The following is a 19,620-nucleotide window of genomic DNA, read 5'->3' on the forward strand; positions in this document are numbered from 1 at the left end:
TCAACCGCTGTTCCTGAGATATCCTGAACATCAACTCCCTGTGGATCCTGACCGATTGCAATAGCTGTATTGCTTACCACTCCGGCATCAATATCAGCTTGTGTGATAGTATATTCCTGTGTGACTACTCCTGTTGCCAATGGTGCTAACGTAGATGGAACTAAGGCCAAAGCGGTGGTTCCTAATTTAGCATCATTGATTACAATATTACTTACCGTTACATTTCCGGTATTGCTTACTGTGAAAGTGTACGTAATCTTATCACCTACAACAGCTTTAGTCGCATCACCATTATAAACTCCTGTTTTAACAAAAGCTAATGAACCTGATTTTGGGATAGTCGTCTCTGTGCTGGTATCATTATCAACCGCTGTTCCTGAGATGTCCTGAACATCAACTCCCTGTGGGTCCTGACCGATTGCAATAGCGGTATTGCTTACAACTCCTGCATCAATATCAGCCTGAGTAATCGTATATTCCTGTGTAACTACTCCTGTTGCCAATGGTGCTAAAGTGGATGGAACTAAGGCCAAAGCTGTCGTTCCTAATTTAGCATCATTGATTACAATATTACTTACCGTTATATTTCCGGTATTGCTTACTGTAAAAGTGTAGGTAATCTTATCTCCTACTACTGCTTTAGTCGCATCACCATTATAAACTCCTGTTTTAACAAAAGCTAATGAACCTGATTTTGGGATAGTCGTCTCTGTGCTGGTATCATTATCAACCGCTGTTCCTGAGATATCCTGAACATCAACTCCCTGTGGATCCTGACCGATTGCAATAGCTGTATTGCTTACCACTCCGGCATCAATATCAGCTTGTGTGATAGTATATGTTCCTTTAATGGTTGCATTTGACATTCCAACACCTAAAGTAGCTATCGGATTACCTGTAATTACCAATCCTGTCATTGGGTCAGTTACTACAACATTACTTAATGTCGTATTTCCTGTATTCGTTACACTAAATGTATAAGTAACCGTATCTCCTACTGATGCTCTAGTAGCATTTCCATTATAAATTCCTGATTTCACTAAAGCTATCGCAGGGGTTTGTGTAACCGGAGTTTCCGTAGCATCATCTGTTACTGCTGTTGTTCCGGAAACATCCGTAACATTATTATTCTGTGGATCTTTTGCTATTACTAATGCTGAGTTTGTAACTTTTCCTGCATCAATATCAGCCTGAGTAATTATATAAGTTCCTGTGATAGTTGTATTAACCGCTCCAGGTGCTAATGTAGCTATTGGATTTCCTGTTATAGTTAATCCCACCATCGGATCACTTACTACAATGTTTTTTAATGTAGTAGTTCCTGTATTAGTTATACTAAAATTATAAGTAATCACATCTCCTAAAATCCTTGTTCCTCCCGGAACTGAAGCTGCTGTTTTTACTAAAGCAACAGATGATGTTTGAGTTACCGGTGTTTCTGTAGCATCATCGGTACCAATTGTAGTTCCCGAGATATCCGTAACCGGATTATTTAAAGGATCATTTGCAGTCACGGTTGCCTGATTAACTACTTTCCCTGCATCAACATCAGCCTGAGTAATAGTATATGTCCCTGTGATACTTGTATCTGTACTTCCCGGTGCTAATGTAGCTATTGGATTTCCTGTTATAATTAATCCAGACATTGGATCAGTTACTATGATATCCGTTAAGGTTGTAGTTCCGGTATTGGTTACTTCAAAAGTATACGTAATAACATCATTTAAAACTCCTGTACCACCAACGCTTGCTGATTTAACCAGTGCAATTGTTGATCTTTGACCCACTGGCGTTTCAGTGGCATCGTCTGTAGTTAAGGTAGTTCCGGATATATCAGTAACATCATTATTTTGTGGATCCTGTGCGGTAACTAATGCTGAGTTAGTTACTTTTCCTGCATCAACATCAGCCTGAGTAATATCATAAGTCCCTTTGATACTTATATTAGTAGCTCCCGGTGCTAATGTAGCTATTGGGTTTCCTGTTATAATTAATCCAGACATTGGATCAGTTACAACTACATTTGTAAGCGTTGTTGTTCCTGTATTTTTGACAGCAAAAGTATACGTAATTGTTTCACCCAATCCTCCGGCTCCAACAATACTTCCTGTCTTAACCAAAGCAATCGAATTAGTCTGATTCACCGGAGTTTCTGTATTATCATCAGTCGTAATAGTTGTCCCTGAAATATCAGTTACATTATTATTTTGCGGATCCTTAGCAGTTACTAAAGCCGAGTTAGTTACCATTCCTGCATCGACATCGGCTTGTGTTATAACATAAGTTCCTGTAATATTTGTATTTGTAGCTCCCGGAGCTAATGTAGCTATTGGATTTCCTGAAATTACTAAACCTGGCAACGGGTCAGTCACTACAACATTAGTCAATGTTGTGTTTCCTGTATTTGTCACACTAAAAGTATATGTAATTACGTCTCCCAAAACTCCTGTTCCACCTACAGATGCAGTTTTAACTAAAGCAATTGTATTCGTTTGTGTTAGTGGTGTAGCTGTACAATCCGTGCATCCAGGGTTTACCGGACAAGTTGCACAAGGTGTCGGATCAGTAGAAGTAGCTGTAATAGTAGTTCCTACATTAGTTGTTGCACTAGCTGTTGCTAAGTTATACACTACTCCTGCATCAATATCAGCCTGAGTAATCAAATAAGTTGCTGTATAACTTGTGGTATCATTTGCACCGGCAGCCAGACTCGCTATTGGAGTTCCGGTTACTGTGGCATTATTATCAGTCACAGTTACATTTGTCAAAGTCTCAAAACCGGTATTTCTTACATCAAAAACATAATCAATTCGGTCGCCTACATTTGTAATTCCATCATTGTTAGCATCAACATAAGTTCCGTCTTTAGTAATTGTAACTGCAGAAGAATTACATTCTAAACCACTTCCCGGTCCTCCGTCACTTTCTGAAGTATTTACAAATGCTCCATATACATCTATTGAATTGATAACACTAGCAATAGAATTCAACGTAAGTCTTATTTCATCAAAAGGTAAGCTTGTTTTAAAACCTACATTATATACTCCTGGAGTTGATCCTAAAATATCAATTCCCAAAAGAGATAAATCAATTAACTGTCCTGCAGTTCTTGATTCTTGTAAAACATTATTATTATAAGTACTAATAGTCAGTGACTGAAGCAAATTAACCTGAGCTAAAGTTCCAAGGTCTCTGATAACATATCCTGCAAAAGTTCCCTGAGGATAAGTAAACAACTGATCTTTTACGGCAACTGATCCGGAACCAACCACTCCAGCAATTAAAGTGATATTAGCAAAATCTGTTTGATCGGCTGTCAATAAGTTATCTGTATTATTTACTGCACATGAAACGCAGGCAACTCCGTCAATTCCTGTTCTGTCTCCATTAATTACAACCGGAAAATCAGGATTTGACAAAACATAATCTTCATTACATTCAACGACTGGATCACATAATCTTTGGAAAACCGCATTATAAACTCTAACCTGTCCTAAATTTACAGAAGCTAAATTTTCAAAAGTAATCTGAACTTCATCAAAAGGCATTGTAGAGACAAAACCTACAGTGTTTCTTCCTGTACCCACTAACAAATCAGTACCAACAGACACTAAAGGTCCGTTCCCTGTTTTTGTTTCCTGCTGTACACCGTTTAAATAAGTGGTCACTCTTACTGCGTCTAAAGCTCCAACTGTTAACAGAGCCGGATTTTCTATAGTATAACCGGCAAAAGTTCCTGCAGGATAATCCGTAATTTGTTCTTTAACTGATAAGCTTCCTGTTGTTCCTACTCCTACAGACAAATTCACCTCAGCATAATTAGTAAGATCTGCATCTATTAAATTATCCTGATTAACAACAGTACATAAAGCACAAAGCACGCCATCAATACCCGTATTATCACTATTAATATATACCGGATAAGTTGGTGAAGTCAAAGCTGTTTTTGTATTACAATCTAAAGGAGGACCTGCACAAAATCTTTCAAATACAGCATTATAAACTCTAACCACTCCTAAATTTACGGAAACTAAATTTTCAAAAGTAATCTGTACTTCATCAAAAGCTGTTGTAGATACAAAACCGATCGTTGTTCTTCCTGATCCTCCCAGCAAATCACTACCAATAGCTACTAACGGTCCATTACCTGTTTTTGTCTCCTGTTGAACACCATTTAAAAAAGTGGTAACTCTTACTGCACCCAATGCATTAACATCAAGCAATTTTGGATTTTCTACCATATAACCGGCAAAAGTTCCTGCCGGATAATCTGTAATCTGTTCTTTTACAGATAAACTTCCTGTAGTTCCTAATCCTACTGCCAGATTAACTTCTGCATAATTATTAGGATCAGCATCTACTAAATTATCCTGATTAACTACTTCACATAAAGCACAAAGCACCCCATTAATACCTGAATTTACATTGTTTACATAAACCGGGAATGTTGGAGAAGTCAAAGCTGTTTTTGTATTACAATCTAAAGCTGGTCCTGCACAGAATGTTTGAAAAACAGCACCATATACTCTTGTAGTCCCAAGATTTAAACCAACAGTCTGATTAAGAGATAATTTCACTTCATCAAAACTCAGTGTACTAACAAATCCCAGTTTAAAACGACCTGCCGAAGGAAGCAATCCAACATTTGCAACTAAATCACTACCGCTGAATTGTTCTTGTACAGCTCCGTTTAAATAAGTAGAAACGACAACATTTCCTAAAGCAGCTATATTTAAAAGACCCGTATTTTCTATTTCAAAACCGGCATAAGTTCCTGCCGGATAATCAGTAAGCTGATCTTTTACAGCGATACTTCCTGACGCTAATAAACCAACAGTTAAATCAATTGTTGCATAATCAGCATCATTAGAGCTAATCGCATTTTCAACATTAGAAACACTACCTACACTAATACCTGACATTCCTGTATTAGCCTGACTAATGGCTACAGGGAAAGTTGGCAAACTCATTTTAGTAACTGTATTACAGTCCAAAGCTGGTCCTGCACAATATTCTCTTACAACTGCATGATATATATTAGTAGAACTCAGTAAAGCCACTCCTCCATTTAAAACAATTTCTACAGCATCAAAGCTTTGAGTTGTATTAAAACCAACAATATACTCATCCGAACCTGATAGCAGATTCAAACTTAATAAAGATGCTCCAGTGAATGTTTCTCTCAGATTACCATCATTATAAGTTATTATAGTTACACCATTTAATAAATCTAAACTTAGCAATCCTCCGCTAGGCGAAATTTTGAATCCTGCAAATGTCCCAGCAGCATACGTGGTATTACCATCAGTCACTCTTAATGAATGATTAGTACCAACACTTAATACCCCAAAACTAGCCGTGGCAAAATTAGTTAGACTTGTATCTGTTAATCTGTTTTCATTATCTATACCACAACCTAATAATTCAGCACATGCACCAGTAGTATTTGTAGATACTGACAAATCATCAAAATTATCAGACACAAAAGGTGTTGGAATTTCAACATTACATTGTCCGTAAGAATTTAAAGACAATAATATAAAACCAATAACTAATAGAAGAGAACGGAATCCGCTTCTTGTTTTTTTAATATCGGTAAAGGTTTGATTAGATAAATCTGGGTAGTTTTTTCTCATAATTCAAAAAATTTAATTTTGACTGAAATCCATGCTAAGGCTTTTTTATCCGAATAGTAAGACTATAAAAATTATAAAATCAACAGCAATAAAGATTTATTGACAAAATTAAAGGATACGATAGAGATAGAAACAGAATTATGCTAGACATAAAACTATAACTTAACAAAATAAAAACTATTAAAAAATAGCTAAAATTCAATCTCAAAACAGATTTATTCTTACAAAAAGTACTTAATTATAATGGTATATTTGTGAAGAAGAATCCTGACATTGATAAAAATTGCTTTCCGTGTCATTGGATTTCTTACATTAACAACCCAATCAAATTACACCAACTTATTTTTTTGAAAAGATTGAAACAGGCTAAAGCAAATACTATCACTTTTTTGATTATAATATTAACCGCTTGCTCCATGTTAATAGTCATCAATTTTTACACTATTAAAACACTTTCGGCTACCAGAGCATATGTTAATGGAGAATCCCGCTATTCTAAAGGGCATAACATTGCCACACGCAACCTGATCAATTACATTTTTACTTCCAAAAATGAATATTGGACAAATTTTAAAGCAAATCTTGCTATCCCTATAGGTGATGCCAAAGCCCGAATCGCATTAGAAGGCGAATTAGATACTGAAACAATAAAACAAGGATTCAGAGAAGGTCAAAATAGCGAGGAAGACTTGAATGACATGATCTGGTTGTATAAAAATTTTAAAAATTTCTCTTTTTTTAAAAATGCGATAGCCGAATGGAAAGCTGGGGATGAACTGAATTTAGAATTATATCAAACAGGTCATCAAGTAAAAGAAAAATTAGACAATAACGAAATCGATATCGATGAAAAAATTCAAACATTAGAAATACTGGACAATATCAGTAAAAAAATTGCTATTAAAGAAGATAATTTCTCTAACTCTCTGGGAAAAGGAACACGAACAGTAAAGTACTACCTTCTTTTAACAAACATTTTCTTTATCTGTATAATTATTGGTTCTATCAGTATTTACTACAGTGCCATGCTGAGAAAAATAATAAAATCCAAACAGGAGCTGAACCAGCAAAAAGAACAGCTGGAAGCTATAATTAATGATTTGGAAAAAACAAAACAAGATTTACATTCTGAAATTATTCAACATAAAAAAATAATAGGAACAGTCAGTCACGATATCAGAAGTCCGTTAAAATATATTCAGCTAATTGCAAAACACCTGAGCAGCAACACTAAAAAATCCAAAGATGCTACCTTAACTAAATATGTAAATTCAATCTATAAATCCTCTTCACAACTCTATGAATTTACTAAAACACTGATTGAATATTCCAAAATATATATCGAGGATCGTGACTACAATCAAACCCCATATTCTGTTTATGATTTAATTGAAAACAAAAAAAACTTTTTTGAAGAAATCGCTGCCAATAACGGTACGAAAATTATCAATAAAACCGATTTAAATTTAAAATCAGATTTAAACATAAGAATCATCTCCATAATTATTCATAATCTGATAGACAATGCAGTAAAAAATACTTTTTCTGGCATTATAGAGATAGGCGCTCATATCAATTCAGAAAATATAACTTACTGGGTAAAAGATACCGGTTCAGGAATGAGTCAGGATATTATTGACTATTACAACAGCCTGTTTAAAAACAGAGATACTGAGAAATTAATTCTAAGTACTTACGGCATCGGTTTACATCTTGTTTTAGAATTATTAATTATCCTTAAAGGAGATATTTCATTTTCAAACCCGAGTAACCAAGGAACAACTGTAACAATTGATATCAATTTAAAACAAAACAAGTCTTTAATCTAAATATTTAAGCTATGCAAAAAGAAATCCTTATAGTTGACGACCATTTAGTGGTAAGAACCGGTGTTTCAATCATATTAGAAGAGAAATTCAAGAATATCACGATTACAACCTCAGAAAACTACAACGAAACCTTAGCTGTATTAAAAGAAAAGAAATTTGATTTAATCATATTAGATATAAATATTCCCGGTGGTCGCAATACTGCTATGATTGAACAAATAAGAGAAATTCAGGAGGATGTAAAAATACTTATTTTTTCGGTATATGAAGAAGAAACTCATGCCTGTCCGTATGTTATAGCCGGAGCAAATGGATACCTTAATAAATTAAGTGACAAAAAAAAACTGACCAGTGCAGTCGATTCTATTTTAAAAACAGGGAATTATTTAACTCCTGATATAATCAAAAATTTAGTAAAGGCTTCAACAAATAAAGAAAGTATCAATCCGCTGGACAAACTATCCAAACGGGAAAGAGAAATCTCTGAATTACTGGTTCAGGGTGACGGAAATATCGAAATAGCGAATAAACTAAGCATTCAGCTCACCACTGTAAGCACTCATAAAAATAAAATTTTTAATAAACTACATATAAAAAACATTGTAGAACTCATTTCTTTATTCAACAAATCCTTAGGACTGGACAACTAAAAACCTGTATAATAAAAAAGCCAGGCTCTTCTCTTTGTTGAAAAACCCAGCTTAATAATAAATTTGCAAAATTACTTATTGCCTGTCATCAAATTTTTCGTGTTTGATAATCTTAGCCTTAATCATAAAATGAACATGCTCGGCAATGTTAGTACAATGTTCTGAAATGCGTTCTAAATGTTTTAAGACCATCACTAAGTTCATCCCCGAAACAACAGTCTTAGAGTTAGATTTCATCTCATTCATTAAATTATGAATGGTATCGTCTGTTCCTTTTTTAATACTGTTATTAAGAACAAAAATCTCCCCTATTGTAGTTTCACTTCTGTCCAGAAAACACTGATTCATTTTCACTGTAATCTGTTCCACCTGCTTGGCTAATTCCGCAATATTAAATTTGATTATTAAATCATGTTTGTCTTTAATATTCTTGGAGTTTTTGATAACACTCATTGCTAAATCCCCTATTCTTTCAATTTCATTACTAATTTGCATTGAAGCCATAATGAATCGCAAATCAGAAGCTACAGGCTGTTGTAGAGCAAAGATAGTCTGACAAATCTCATCGATTTTCACATCCAGTTTGTCGATTTTATCTTCGGTCTTTTTTACTTCCTTCTTTTCGGCCATCGGCTCAGAAAGTAACGCTTTTACAGCTTCGCTCAATTGGGATTCTGCAAGATTACCAATTTTGATAATTACATTTTTAAGCTTTTCTAATTCTATTTCGAAGTGTGATGCCATTTTATTTAATTTAAAAGTTGCTAACTGATGATACTATATAAAAATTAACCAAATCTTCCTGTTATATAATCCTCAGTTTGCTGTATTGTTGGTTTTGTAAAAATTGTTTTTGTTTTATTGTGTTCAATCAGTTTACCCATATAGAAAAAAGCTGTATTATCACTTACACGTGCAGCCTGCTGCATATTATGAGTTACAATAACAATCGTATATTTATTTTTCAATTCATGAATCAATTCTTCGATTTTAGAAGTCGATATAGGATCTAATGCCGAAGTAGGTTCATCCATTAATAAAACAGAAGGCTGAATTGCTAATGCACGAGCAATACACAAACGCTGTTGCTGTCCTCCTGAAAGTTCAAATGCCGATTTTTTTAATTTATCTTTTACCTCATCCCATAGCGCCACCTGCTCAATAGAAGTGACTACTCTTTCTTCAATAATTTTTTTATCCTCAATACCATTTACTCTTAAACCGTAAGCTACATTTTCATAGATTGTTTTAGGAAAAGGATTCGGTTTTTGAAAAACCATTCCTACATTCTTTCTCAAATCATCTACATTAGTATTTCTAAGATAAATATCTTTCTGGTCAATTAAAATACTCCCTTCCATTCGGGTATTATCAATCAGATCATTCATTCGGTTCAACAAACGCAGGTAGGTAGATTTTCCACATCCCGATGGGCCAATAAGCGCCGTCACGGTGTTTTCCTTTATCGACAAAGAAATATCGTGTAAGGCCTGAGTTTCTCCGTAAAAAAAGTCTACGTTTCTGGATTCTATTTTGTACATGTTATACTTTTTACTTTACTTTATAAAACAGCTGATTCTGGTATAATGCCGTTGTATTATTTTTATTTGTTCCAATATTCTGTTGTCTTTTCTAACAAACAGTATTAATTCATTTTTACTTTTTTTCCGTAATATTTACGAAGTGCATTTGCTAATAAATTAGAGATTAATACAATTAAAATTAAGATAAGTGCTGTTCCATAAGCCATTGCACGGGATTTCTCTATGTTAGTTCCACTGGTCGCAATTACATATAAATGGTACGGTAACGCCATAGCCTGATCAAAAACAGAAGAAGGTAATTTAGGCAAAAAATAAGCCGCTACGGTAAATAAAATAGGAGCTGTTTCTCCCGAAACTCTTCCGATTGAAAGAATCAAACCGGTAATAATATTAGGAAAAGCAATAGGCAGAACCACTTTACTTGTCGTTTGCCACTTAGTAGCTCCCAAGCCCAAACTGGCTTGTCTGAAAGTGGCATCTACTGCTTTCAGGGATTCTTCGGTAGTTCTGATCACTACAGGAAGCACTAATAATCCTAATGTTAAACCACCAGCCAGAATAGAATCTCCAAAACCTAATTTATTGACAAACAATGACATTCCAAATAATCCAAAAACAATGGAAGGTACGCCCGCAAGGTTATTAGTCATTTGTTTAATTATTTTTTTTACCCAACCATCCTTTACATATTCATTCATGTAAATAGCTGCTAAAACACCCACCGGAAAAGCAAAAACCATACTCGCAAAAACCAGACAAAGGGTACCCACAATAGCCGGAAAAATTCCGCCTTCAGTCATTCCGTCACTTGGCATTGCAGTAATAAACTCCCAGCTGATTACGCTGATTCCTTTGATCACAATAAAAGCTAATATAACAAATAAAAGAGCGACAATAGCATAACTGACAACTGTAAAAATCCCAAAAGCAATGTTCTGACTGATTCTTTTTTTACGGGCTAATTTATTATTTTCTGAATTCATTATTAATGTTTTTTGTGTGATTTTCTGTTAGTCACTAATTCTACCAACATGTTAATCCCAAAGGTGATTAAGAATAAAATACAACCTAAAGCAAATAAAGCTTCATAATGCAAACCACCATTGGGCGCTTCACCCAGTTCGGCAGCTATAGTTGCAGGAATAGTTCGTACCGGTGCTAAAAGTGTATGGGGAATTACTGCTGCATTTCCGGTAACCATTAAAACAGCCATCGTTTCTCCAATAGCCCTTCCAATTCCTAAAATAGCTCCGGCTGTAATCCCGGATGCCGAATAAGGCATTACTACTTTATAAATAGTTTGCCACTTACTGGCTCCAAGTGCTAAACTGGCTTCTTTCATGGCACGAGGCGTATTACGCATAGCATCTTCTGAAATGGTAATAATAGTAGGCAAAGCCATAATGGCCAAGACCACACTTCCTGCTAATGCAGTTTCTCCTACAGGTAAATTAAAAGTACTTTGTATTAAAGGAACAATAACTACTAATCCAAAAAAACCATACACTACCGATGGAATTCCGGCTAATAATTCGATTAAAGGTTTTAATAAACTGCGGGTTCTTTTTTTAGCAATTTCACTAAGGTAAATTGCTGCCGCTAACCCAATAGGTAAAGCCAATAAAATAGCACCAAAACTTACCCACAAAGTTCCGTAAATCAAAGGCTTCACTCCCATTTGAGCAATAGGCTGGGCAGTAGGAAACCATTCTTCGCCAGACAAAAATTCTCCAACCTTGATTTTATCAATATCTAATTCTCTGCCACTAAAATTATCCGACTTATATTTATCTGAAAAGAAAGCTATAATCCCTGGTTGTTTACTGATTAACTCATTAATCTTTTCCGGGAAATATTCAAAATCAGGACCTAATTCTTCTTCTGTGTAATAATCGGTAATATCACTTGTCCGAAACAATACGATAGGTCTGTTTTCTCCTCCTACCTGATTCCAATTCGTGATTTTTTTATCAAAAATATCTTTAATCTGTGACGGATGAAGTCCTTTAACTTTATTAGTAGCATTCACCGCTAACAAATACCCGTCATCAATTGGTTTTCTGTTAAAAACACCGGCACCTTCAATAAATAAAAAAAAGACAATCAAAACTACTGTTATACTGGTAGCCGCACCGCTCAGCATCAAAATCGTTTCAATGATTTTTTCTTTTAGCTGTTTCAAATTTGTTTTCAAATCAGTATCTTTTATTTTTTGCAAAACTACAGCGGCTTTAAGCAAACAACGTTCTGTAGTGATTATGTTTAAGTTAACTTAATGTTAAGCAATTGTATTTTTAGAAAATAATCAATAAAAAAGGCTACCGATAATGATAACCTTTTTTAATACAGAATAACAACCTTTATTAGTTTAATGGAATATATCCAATATCAGAAACTGTTTTTTGACCTTGTTCTGAAAGTGCATAATCAACAATTGATTTTACTTTAGCAGCATTCGTTTTATCAAACATATAAAACAATGGTCTTGAGATTGGATACGTTTTATCTTTAGCACTTGCTACAGATGGTTCGATAAAAGTTTTTCCCTGATCATAAGAAACCCCTAATTGTTTTACTTCTTTAGTTTCATAAGCTAAACCAATATAACCAATAGCACCTTTAGTCTGACTAACTGCCTGAACAATTGCCCCAGTAGCCGGTAAACTTAATACATCAGTGGCATAGTTTTTCTTTTCCATTACTTCTTCTTTAAAAAACTCGTAGGTTCCTGAAGATGATTCTCTTGAATAGGCTACGATTTTCTCATCTGCACCACCTACTTCTTTCCAGTTTTTAATTTCACCGGTAAAAATTTTCTCTAATTGCTCACGGGTTAGCTGTGATACTTTATTAGCCGGATTAACAATAACTGTTAATGCATCAAAAGCAATAATTACTTGTTCGATTTCTTTTTTCTCCTCAGAAAATTTTAATTTTTCTTCCGTTTTTAAATCTCTCGACGCCATAGCAATATCTGTAGTTCCGTCAACAAGGGCAGTAATTCCCACTCCTGATCCGCCACCTACTACTGTGATACTTACGTTTTTGTCTGATTTCATCAAATCTTCAGCTTCTTTTTGAGCTAACGGCAAAACAGTATCACTTCCTTTTATAGTTACCGAAACAGCTGCTGCATTATCCTCTGAAGTTTTGTCTTCAGTTTTAGCCTTACCACAACTCAACATACCTATTAAAGGTAAAATCAAAAATAATTTTGTTTTTTTCATTTTGTTTTAAATTAATTGTTGCAAAAGTAACTCCTCAATATTAAGCCTGCGTTAATTCATTATTAAGCAATTAAACCCTAAAGAGTCCTTATATATTTATTAAATTTATATACCTATTTCTACTTGTCCACGCACATACCATGTTCCACTTGTATCACCTGAAACAAATTTATCTTTTCTATAAGAAAACTCTGTTTGGAATTTAAGTTTATGACCTAAAATATACCGGGATACTCCTATTGCATATTCATCAGCATCCGGCACATTAGCATGTATCTCATCATCCGCTTTCTGAATAGAAAACCGCGCTCCGATTTGATAATTTGACGGAAAAACATAACTCAGCTGTGTATCAATACCATATCCTACAAATACACTTTGAGTCTTAGTTACATCTAATGGATTCACTGTAACAGGATCATTACACATACTCGACATATAAGCTCCGATAGCAGACCAGCCGCGGTATTTTAGCATTGTATCAAAAAACAAAGATTTAATTGTACGGGGTTCGAACAACTCACTTCCTAATTGTCCTTGTTTTCTCAAGGCGTTGTTGTTTTGAGAAAATGCACCCGATATCATCCATTTTAAAGATTTTTCTCTTTCTAAATCGGCCTCAAAAAGCGAACCGTGTTTTGTAAAAGAGCCTAGAGGAAATAATTCAGCTTTAGCAGTTAAAGCAATTCCGTCATCCTCTGTTTTTACCCAGTTTCTTCCCTCTCCTTTTGTTATAGCACCTTTCAATGAATAAGCAAATTTTGTTGGGTTTTCATGACTGTAATCTACAAAAAGACCAAAATCACGATCAATATTAAATTGAGAATTATTAATGGTTCTGTCTGTAAACTCCAATGACCCTGAAGAAATTACACGCTGATTATTCCCTGGTAATTTTGTCTGTCCAAAAGCAATAGTCCAGTTTTTAGTGGGATGGTAAAAGAATACCGCATCCAGTATCACATTTCCATTCTTATTATCAAGAGTTACCATGTCTTTAGCCGCAAATCCAAGTTCGATTTTATAACCAAATTTTGGGTTATATACAAAACCATCCAGCTTCAATCGCATTCTTCTCACCTCTCCTTCATAAAAACCATTTTCACCTTCCGTTTTTTCAAAACCTGCTCTGCTCTGAATTCTAAAACCAATATTCACCTGAAATAAACTATCAGTTGCAGTGAAACCTAATTTCTTTTTATTCACACTATATCCTTCTGTTTTTTTGCTTTCCTGTGCAAATCCAATCATAGAGAACATTAGTAGTATAACAAATAATTTCTTTTTCATTTTAACCCTGAATCAATATTATATTATTTTTGTGCAAACCTAATATTAAACTTCATGCTAAATATTAAGCCTGAGTTATCGTTAAGAGAATATAACGTAAACTTTTGTTCACATTGAGATACAATTATATAAGAAAGACATTATACAAAAATCAAAAAGCCAGTAAAATCAATACTTCGCAAGGTTTATTTGCTTAACATTTACTTAACATTGAAAAAAACAAGCCTGTTTTGAAACTCCCAAAAAACTGCTTTCAAATCTATTTTTGATTAAAAAGCACAAAAAAAAGGTGCAGTTGAATGAACAACTACACCTTTTATAAACCTATTTTTTTTTAGAAAATTATTTGAGCTCCTGTTTCTTTCTGGTATTTGCTTTTTCTATGGTAAAAGAAAATTCAGAACCAATACCAAATTCACTTTCAACATATATTTTTTCTTTATGAGCTTCTATAATATGTTTTACAATCGCTAATCCTAATCCGGAACCGCCTTCTGCCCGGGAACCACTTTTATTAACACGATAAAAACGTTCAAAAAGCCTTGGGATATTTTGTTTTTCAATCCCTTCTCCATCATCACTAATGCGGACTAATACTTTTTCTTTAGTCAGATTCACTACCGCTACTTCAGTAGTCCCTTCTTTTTTACCGTATTTAATCGAATTTACAATCAGATTTTCTACAACCTGCTGGATTCTGTCTTTATCTGCTTTTACAAAATTAGGACGGATGTATTCATTCTCGAAAGCCAGTGTAATTTTTTTCTTGTCGGCTTTCATTTCCAGCAGCTCAAAAACATTCCGGATTAGTTCGACTATATCAAATTCAGTAATTTCTAAATTCAGATCACCCGATTCTAATTTAGTAATCATATCTAAATCTTCTACAATATATATCAAACGCTCGACACCTTTATCGGCACGTTTTAAATATTTTTTTCTGATAGTCTTATCTTCCATTGCTCCGTCCAGCAAAGTAGAAATGTACCCCTGAACGGTAAACAAAGGCGTTTTTAATTCATGCGAAATATTTCCCAGGAACTCTCTTCTGTATTCTTCACGCACCTGCAGCATTTCTATTTCCAGCTTTTTATCCGTAGCAAACTTTTTAACTTCTCTTGTTAAAGTTTCCATATCTGTAGTGATAGGCTGATTGATAAGTGTGCTGGATTCTAAAAGAGAAACATCATCGTAGATTTTTTTTACTCTTCTGTAGATAAAACGCTCCACACGATACTGCAGAACTAAAAAAGAAAAAAGATAAATCACACAAACAAAAAACAACCCAAAAAGCCACAAACGCTGAGTTGTAGCTTTAAAGATAACTGTTACCAGAAAAAGGACAAAAGCAGTAGAAAAAAGGCTAATGTAAAATGCCGACTTTATGGCAAACTTATACGTTTTTTTAAAACTAATTTTCATTCATTTGTCTTTGCTCGTAAATAATAACAATCCTGCTTTTTTTTTACCATATCAATCAGATAGTTTTTTGTCTTTCGTATTACAAAAATATAACTTTTAAAAGTAGAGCATATAAACCTGAAGAACAAAAAGAAAATTGTTATAAACTTAAAATTATTATTACTATTGAAATATTCAACTTACCAGACAGTCACTTGAGTGCACTTCTTTTATAAAAAGAAAAAAGTCTAACTAATAACATCATTAGTTAAACTTATATGTCTTATAGGGTTATAACAAATATTATTTCATTCATTTATTATATGTTTTTTGAAAATTACACTTCAAATTTGTAACCTACTCCTTTTATTGTTTTAAAAAGTTCGTCTCCTATTTTCTCACGAAGTTTTCTAATGTGCACGTCAATAGTTCTTCCGCCTACCACTACTTCATTGCCCCAGACTTTATCTAAAATCTCGTCTCTTTTAAATACTTTTCCAGGTTTTGAAGCTAAAAGATAAAACAATTCAAATTCTTTTCGGGGCAGAGCAATCTCGATATCGTCTTTGATAATCTTATATTCTTCACGATTGATTTCAATACCGCCTACATTAAGTGTTTCACTATCCTGCTCGCCGGATTCTTTTAATCTGCGTAATAACGCTTTTACTTTACTGACAAGCAATTTTGGTTTAATCGGTTTTGTGATATAATCATCTGCACCGGCATCAAAACCGGCAACCTGAGAATAATCTTCACTTCTTGCAGTTAAGAAAGTAATGATTACGTTACTTAATTCAGGAATGTTTCTGATATTTTCACAAGCTTCCATCCCATCCATTTCAGGCATCATCACATCCATAATAATCAGGTCAGGTAATTCTTTTTTTGCTTTAGCAATGGCATCTTTTCCATTGGAAGCCGTAACAATCTGGTAGCCTTCCTGCGATAGGTTATAACCTACAATTTCTAAAATATCCGGTTCATCATCAACCAGTAAAATTTTTGTGTTTTTCTTTTTCATATATAGCAAATTTTCTTTTGCGATGGTAAATGTAATAATAAAAAAACAGCATAAAACGCGTGTTAACGGTAATTTAAAGAGATAACAATTTAGTAATACTACAGCAACACAATAGTAACAACCGATTAACATGAACTTTACAAAGCTACCATTTCTTTGCAAAAAATTTAATCAATTATGAAACTTAGATTATTTATTCTATCACTTTTTATTACAACATTAAGCTTTGCACAAAGCAAAGGTACAATTTCAGGGGTAATAACAGACAAAGATGCGAACAATGAGACATTACCCTTTGCAAATGTTTTTGTAAAAGGAACTAAAGTTAGTGCAACAACAGATATTGATGGAAAATACACTATTAGCCTTGCACCAGGAAGCTATGTTATTCAATATACTTTCATAGGATACGAACCTAAAGAAGTTCCTGTAAAAGTAACTGATGGTGCTAAACTTGTAATCAATCAGGCATTATCAGCAGGAGCTTACGCACTGGATGATGTAGTGATTAAAACGGTTGTAAACAGACAAAAAGAAACTGCCTTATTATTAGAACAAAAAAATGCCGTGGAGATTAAACAGGCTATTGGAGCACAGGAAATGACACGAAAAGGTGTTAGCGATGCCGCAGCAGCAGTGACTAAAGTAACCGGTATTTCAAAACAGGACGGAACAGCTGGTATTTTTGTACGCGGATTGGGAGATCGTTACAACAGTACCACTTTCAACGGACTACCTTTACCATCTAATGAGCCTACAAATAAAAACGTTGCTTTGGATTTATTTTCAACCGATGTTATTCAGTCCATTGGTGTTAGCAAAACATATTATCCCGATTCTTACGGAGATGTTGGAGGAGCAAATATCAACATCGTATCAAAAGAACATATTGGAAAAGGAACATTAAATATCGAAATTGGAAGCGGTTTAAACAACAATGCTTTTAACGCTGATTTTAAAATGGCAGACGGAGTTCAAAAATCAGGATTCTATAATGTAAAAAAGCCAAACAATATCAGTGTTTATCAATTTGAAAACAGATGGTCTCCTAATAAAAAAAACAATCCAATTGATGCAAACCTAGGAATCTCTGGAGGTAAAAATTTCAACATTGGAGAAAACGGAAAATTGAGTTTCTTTGGAACAGCCTCTTTTGAGAATGGATACAACCTGAAACAGGGTTCTCAAAGAAATATTGGAAACACCAATAACAATATTATTGAGGATTTTTATGATGTTGATAAATATGAATATGTAACAAAGTCAACAGGAATGGCGAATGTTGCTTACAAAATCAATTCGAACAATTCTGTAAAATGGAATAGCGTTTTTGTAAACTCTTCAAAAAGCGATGTAAACGAATATGGATTTATTAATGAAAACGGATCAGATAGTTTTACAAGACAAACTATTACGGAGCAAAACAAATTGTTTTTAAACCAGCTTTTAGGAAAACATGAACTTTCAGAGAGATTAACATTAAACTGGGGCGGTTCTTTTGGAATCGTAAATTCTGATATGCCTGACAGGATTACAAGTACTTTAGTAGAAAGCACAAATGGCTATATTTTTAATACCAATTCACAATCAACTAACAACCGATATTTTCAGTCTTTGAAAGAAAATGAAGCTGCAGCAAAAGCAGTTTTTGATTATAAGCTATTTAAAGGTGAAGGAGAAGAAGATTACAAAGGGAAATTGACTTTTGGTTATAACGGAAGAATTAAATCCAGAGATTTTGAAGCTACACAATTCAATTTCAGAATTAACGGAGGAATAGAAACAAGTCCGGATACTATTGACGATTTCCTAAATGCTGAAAACCAGTCTGAGTCAACAAACGTCAACAATACGTTTAAGATTCTGACTTCAAGAAACGCAGGTAGTTTAAAACCTTTTACTTATAATGCAGATGTAAACATTCACTCCGGACTTGCAAATCTTGAATATTCTCCATCAGAGAAATTAACCTATACCGTAGGTGTAAGAGCAGAAAAAGTTTTACAGGAAATGGAATGGGATACCAATATCTCTTTACCAAATGTAAATTTTGATGATGCAAAAATTGATAAACTTTACATTCTTCCGGTTGCAACATTAAAATATACTTTAAACGATAAACAAAATTTAAGAGTAGCTGCTAGTAAGACGTATACTTTACCTCAATTTATTGAAAAAGCACCTTTCCGTTTTGAAGTTGTGGGAGAAAGCACCGTGGGTAACGCATTCTTAAATCCATCTGACAATTATAATTTTGATATTAAATGGGAATTGTTTCCAAGTAGTGACGAATTGATTTCGGTAACTGGTTTTGGAAAATATATTATGGATCCTATTAGTAAAGCCCGATTAAATTCTGCTCTAAATGATAACACTTTTGTAAATGCCGGAGACAATGCATTTGTTGCAGGTGTTGAATTTGAAATTAGAAAAAACCTATGGAATGTAGAAGATAAATCAAACCTTTCGGCAGGTTTTAATTTCACTTATATGTATTCTGAACAAAAATTAGATTCAGAAAAAGTAGCCGCAGAAACCAATAATACAATTAGTGTGAGCTTCAATGATTCTAAAGACGGTTTACAAGGTGCATCTCCCCTTTTACTAAATGCAGATCTGACCTACCGAATTGAAGCAGGTAGTTTTAAACCAACTATCTCATTAGTTGGAAATTATTTTCATGACAGAATTTATTCTCTTGGAAATATACAAACCGGAGGAAATGTTATGGAAAGAGGAATTCCAACACTTAACTTTATTTCCAGTGCAGCTATCGGAGAACGTTTAAATATCAGCTTCAATGTAAAAAATCTTTTGGATAGTAAAATCGAAAGATATCAGGAAAACGCTGAGGGCAATGCGACAACCTATTCATACAAGACAGGACTTGATTTCAGTTTAGGAATTAAATACAGCTTATTCTAAACTTAAATTATTATCAAAAAATAAAAGCAGTTTTCGGACTGCTTTTTTTAGCACTATACAATACTGAATGCAATAAAATCAGTAACATTAAATT

General features: G+C 34.0%; 12 protein-coding genes. 3 read left to right on the plus strand and 9 right to left on the minus strand.

The features are described from left to right. The coding region (locus ABS764_RS02805) for a beta strand repeat-containing protein (protein ID WP_408079763.1) at nt 1-5,636 on the minus strand (5,636 nt) is incomplete at its 3' end. A 416-nt stretch (nt 5,637-6,052) separates the two neighbouring features. Between ABS764_RS02805 and ABS764_RS02810 the strand changes: the two genes are divergently transcribed. After that, on the plus strand, nt 6,053-7,465 hold the full coding sequence (locus ABS764_RS02810) for a sensor histidine kinase (protein ID WP_408079765.1): 1,413 nt from the start codon (nt 6,053-6,055) through the stop codon (nt 7,463-7,465). 11 nt (nt 7,466-7,476) lie between these two features. Then, complete coding sequence (locus ABS764_RS02815; RefSeq protein ID WP_408079767.1) at nt 7,477-8,115, plus strand: response regulator; 639 nt, start codon at nt 7,477-7,479, stop codon at nt 8,113-8,115. A 75-nt stretch (nt 8,116-8,190) separates the two neighbouring features. Here the strand turns inward: ABS764_RS02815 and phoU are convergent, their stop codons facing one another. The 8 genes from phoU to ABS764_RS02855 all read right to left on the minus strand — a co-directional run bounded on the left by phoU (nt 8,191) and on the right by ABS764_RS02855 (nt 16,601). After that, nucleotides 8,191-8,859, minus strand: a complete 669-nt coding sequence (phoU, locus tag ABS764_RS02820; RefSeq protein ID WP_408079769.1) for a phosphate signaling complex protein PhoU — start codon at nt 8,857-8,859, stop codon at nt 8,191-8,193. 44 nt (nt 8,860-8,903) lie between these two features. Continuing rightward, nucleotides 8,904-9,656: a phosphate ABC transporter ATP-binding protein PstB gene (pstB, locus tag ABS764_RS02825; protein ID WP_408079771.1), complete on the minus strand. Its 753-nt coding sequence runs from the start codon at nt 9,654-9,656 to the stop codon at nt 8,904-8,906. Between the two features lie 104 nt (nt 9,657-9,760). Further along, nucleotides 9,761-10,642 carry a phosphate ABC transporter permease PstA gene (pstA, locus tag ABS764_RS02830; RefSeq protein ID WP_408079773.1) on the minus strand — a complete coding sequence of 294 codons (882 nt, stop codon included), beginning with the start codon at nt 10,640-10,642 and terminating at the stop codon, nt 9,761-9,763. A gap of 2 nt (nt 10,643-10,644) precedes the next feature. After that, nucleotides 10,645-11,853 carry a phosphate ABC transporter permease subunit PstC gene (gene pstC, locus ABS764_RS02835; protein ID WP_408079775.1) on the minus strand — a complete coding sequence of 403 codons (1,209 nt, stop codon included), beginning with the start codon at nt 11,851-11,853 and terminating at the stop codon, nt 10,645-10,647. Nucleotides 11,854-12,022: 169 nt separating this feature from the next. Beyond that, nucleotides 12,023-12,886, minus strand: coding sequence for a PstS family phosphate ABC transporter substrate-binding protein (locus ABS764_RS02840; protein ID WP_408079777.1), 864 nt, complete (start codon nt 12,884-12,886; stop codon nt 12,023-12,025). Nucleotides 12,887-12,991: 105 nt separating this feature from the next. Then, nucleotides 12,992-14,176, minus strand: coding sequence for a porin (locus ABS764_RS02845; protein WP_408079779.1), 1,185 nt, complete (start codon nt 14,174-14,176; stop codon nt 12,992-12,994). Nucleotides 14,177-14,518: 342 nt separating this feature from the next. Then, nucleotides 14,519-15,598, minus strand: a complete 1,080-nt coding sequence (locus tag ABS764_RS02850) for a sensor histidine kinase (protein WP_408079781.1) — start codon at nt 15,596-15,598, stop codon at nt 14,519-14,521. A 316-nt stretch (nt 15,599-15,914) separates the two neighbouring features. Then, on the minus strand, nt 15,915-16,601 hold the full coding sequence (locus ABS764_RS02855; RefSeq protein ID WP_073241962.1) for a response regulator transcription factor: 687 nt from the start codon (nt 16,599-16,601) through the stop codon (nt 15,915-15,917). Nucleotides 16,602-16,778: 177 nt separating this feature from the next. Between ABS764_RS02855 and ABS764_RS02860 the strand changes: the two genes are divergently transcribed. Continuing rightward, nucleotides 16,779-19,526 carry a TonB-dependent receptor domain-containing protein gene (locus ABS764_RS02860; protein WP_408079783.1) on the plus strand — a complete coding sequence of 916 codons (2,748 nt, stop codon included), beginning with the start codon at nt 16,779-16,781 and terminating at the stop codon, nt 19,524-19,526. Nucleotides 19,527-19,620: the final 94 nt, after the last annotated feature.

Source organism: Flavobacterium plantiphilum, from assembly GCF_046000495.1.
In the GTDB taxonomy this organism is placed as follows: Bacteria; Bacteroidota; Bacteroidia; order Flavobacteriales; family Flavobacteriaceae; genus Flavobacterium; species Flavobacterium plantiphilum.

What these genes read in the sequence shown, in the direction of transcription:
- ABS764_RS02810 (WP_408079765.1), top strand. Translation starts at nt 6,053, where the DNA reads ATGTTAATAGTCATCAATTTTTACACTATTAAAACACTTTCGGCTACC.
- ABS764_RS02815 (WP_408079767.1), top strand. Translation starts at nt 7,477, where the DNA reads ATGCAAAAAGAAATCCTTATAGTTGACGACCATTTAGTGGTAAGAACC.
- phoU (WP_408079769.1), bottom strand. Translation starts at nt 8,859, where the DNA reads ATGGCATCACACTTCGAAATAGAATTAGAAAAGCTTAAAAATGTAATT.
- pstB (WP_408079771.1), bottom strand. Translation starts at nt 9,656, where the DNA reads ATGTACAAAATAGAATCCAGAAACGTAGACTTTTTTTACGGAGAAACT.
- pstA (WP_408079773.1), bottom strand. Translation starts at nt 10,642, where the DNA reads ATGAATTCAGAAAATAATAAATTAGCCCGTAAAAAAAGAATCAGTCAG.
- ABS764_RS02840 (WP_408079777.1), bottom strand. Translation starts at nt 12,886, where the DNA reads ATGAAAAAAACAAAATTATTTTTGATTTTACCTTTAATAGGTATGTTG.
- ABS764_RS02845 (WP_408079779.1), bottom strand. Translation starts at nt 14,176, where the DNA reads ATGAAAAAGAAATTATTTGTTATACTACTAATGTTCTCTATGATTGGA.
- ABS764_RS02850 (WP_408079781.1), bottom strand. Translation starts at nt 15,598, where the DNA reads ATGAAAATTAGTTTTAAAAAAACGTATAAGTTTGCCATAAAGTCGGCA.
- ABS764_RS02855 (WP_073241962.1), bottom strand. Translation starts at nt 16,601, where the DNA reads ATGAAAAAGAAAAACACAAAAATTTTACTGGTTGATGATGAACCGGAT.
- ABS764_RS02860 (WP_408079783.1), top strand. Translation starts at nt 16,779, where the DNA reads ATGAAACTTAGATTATTTATTCTATCACTTTTTATTACAACATTAAGC.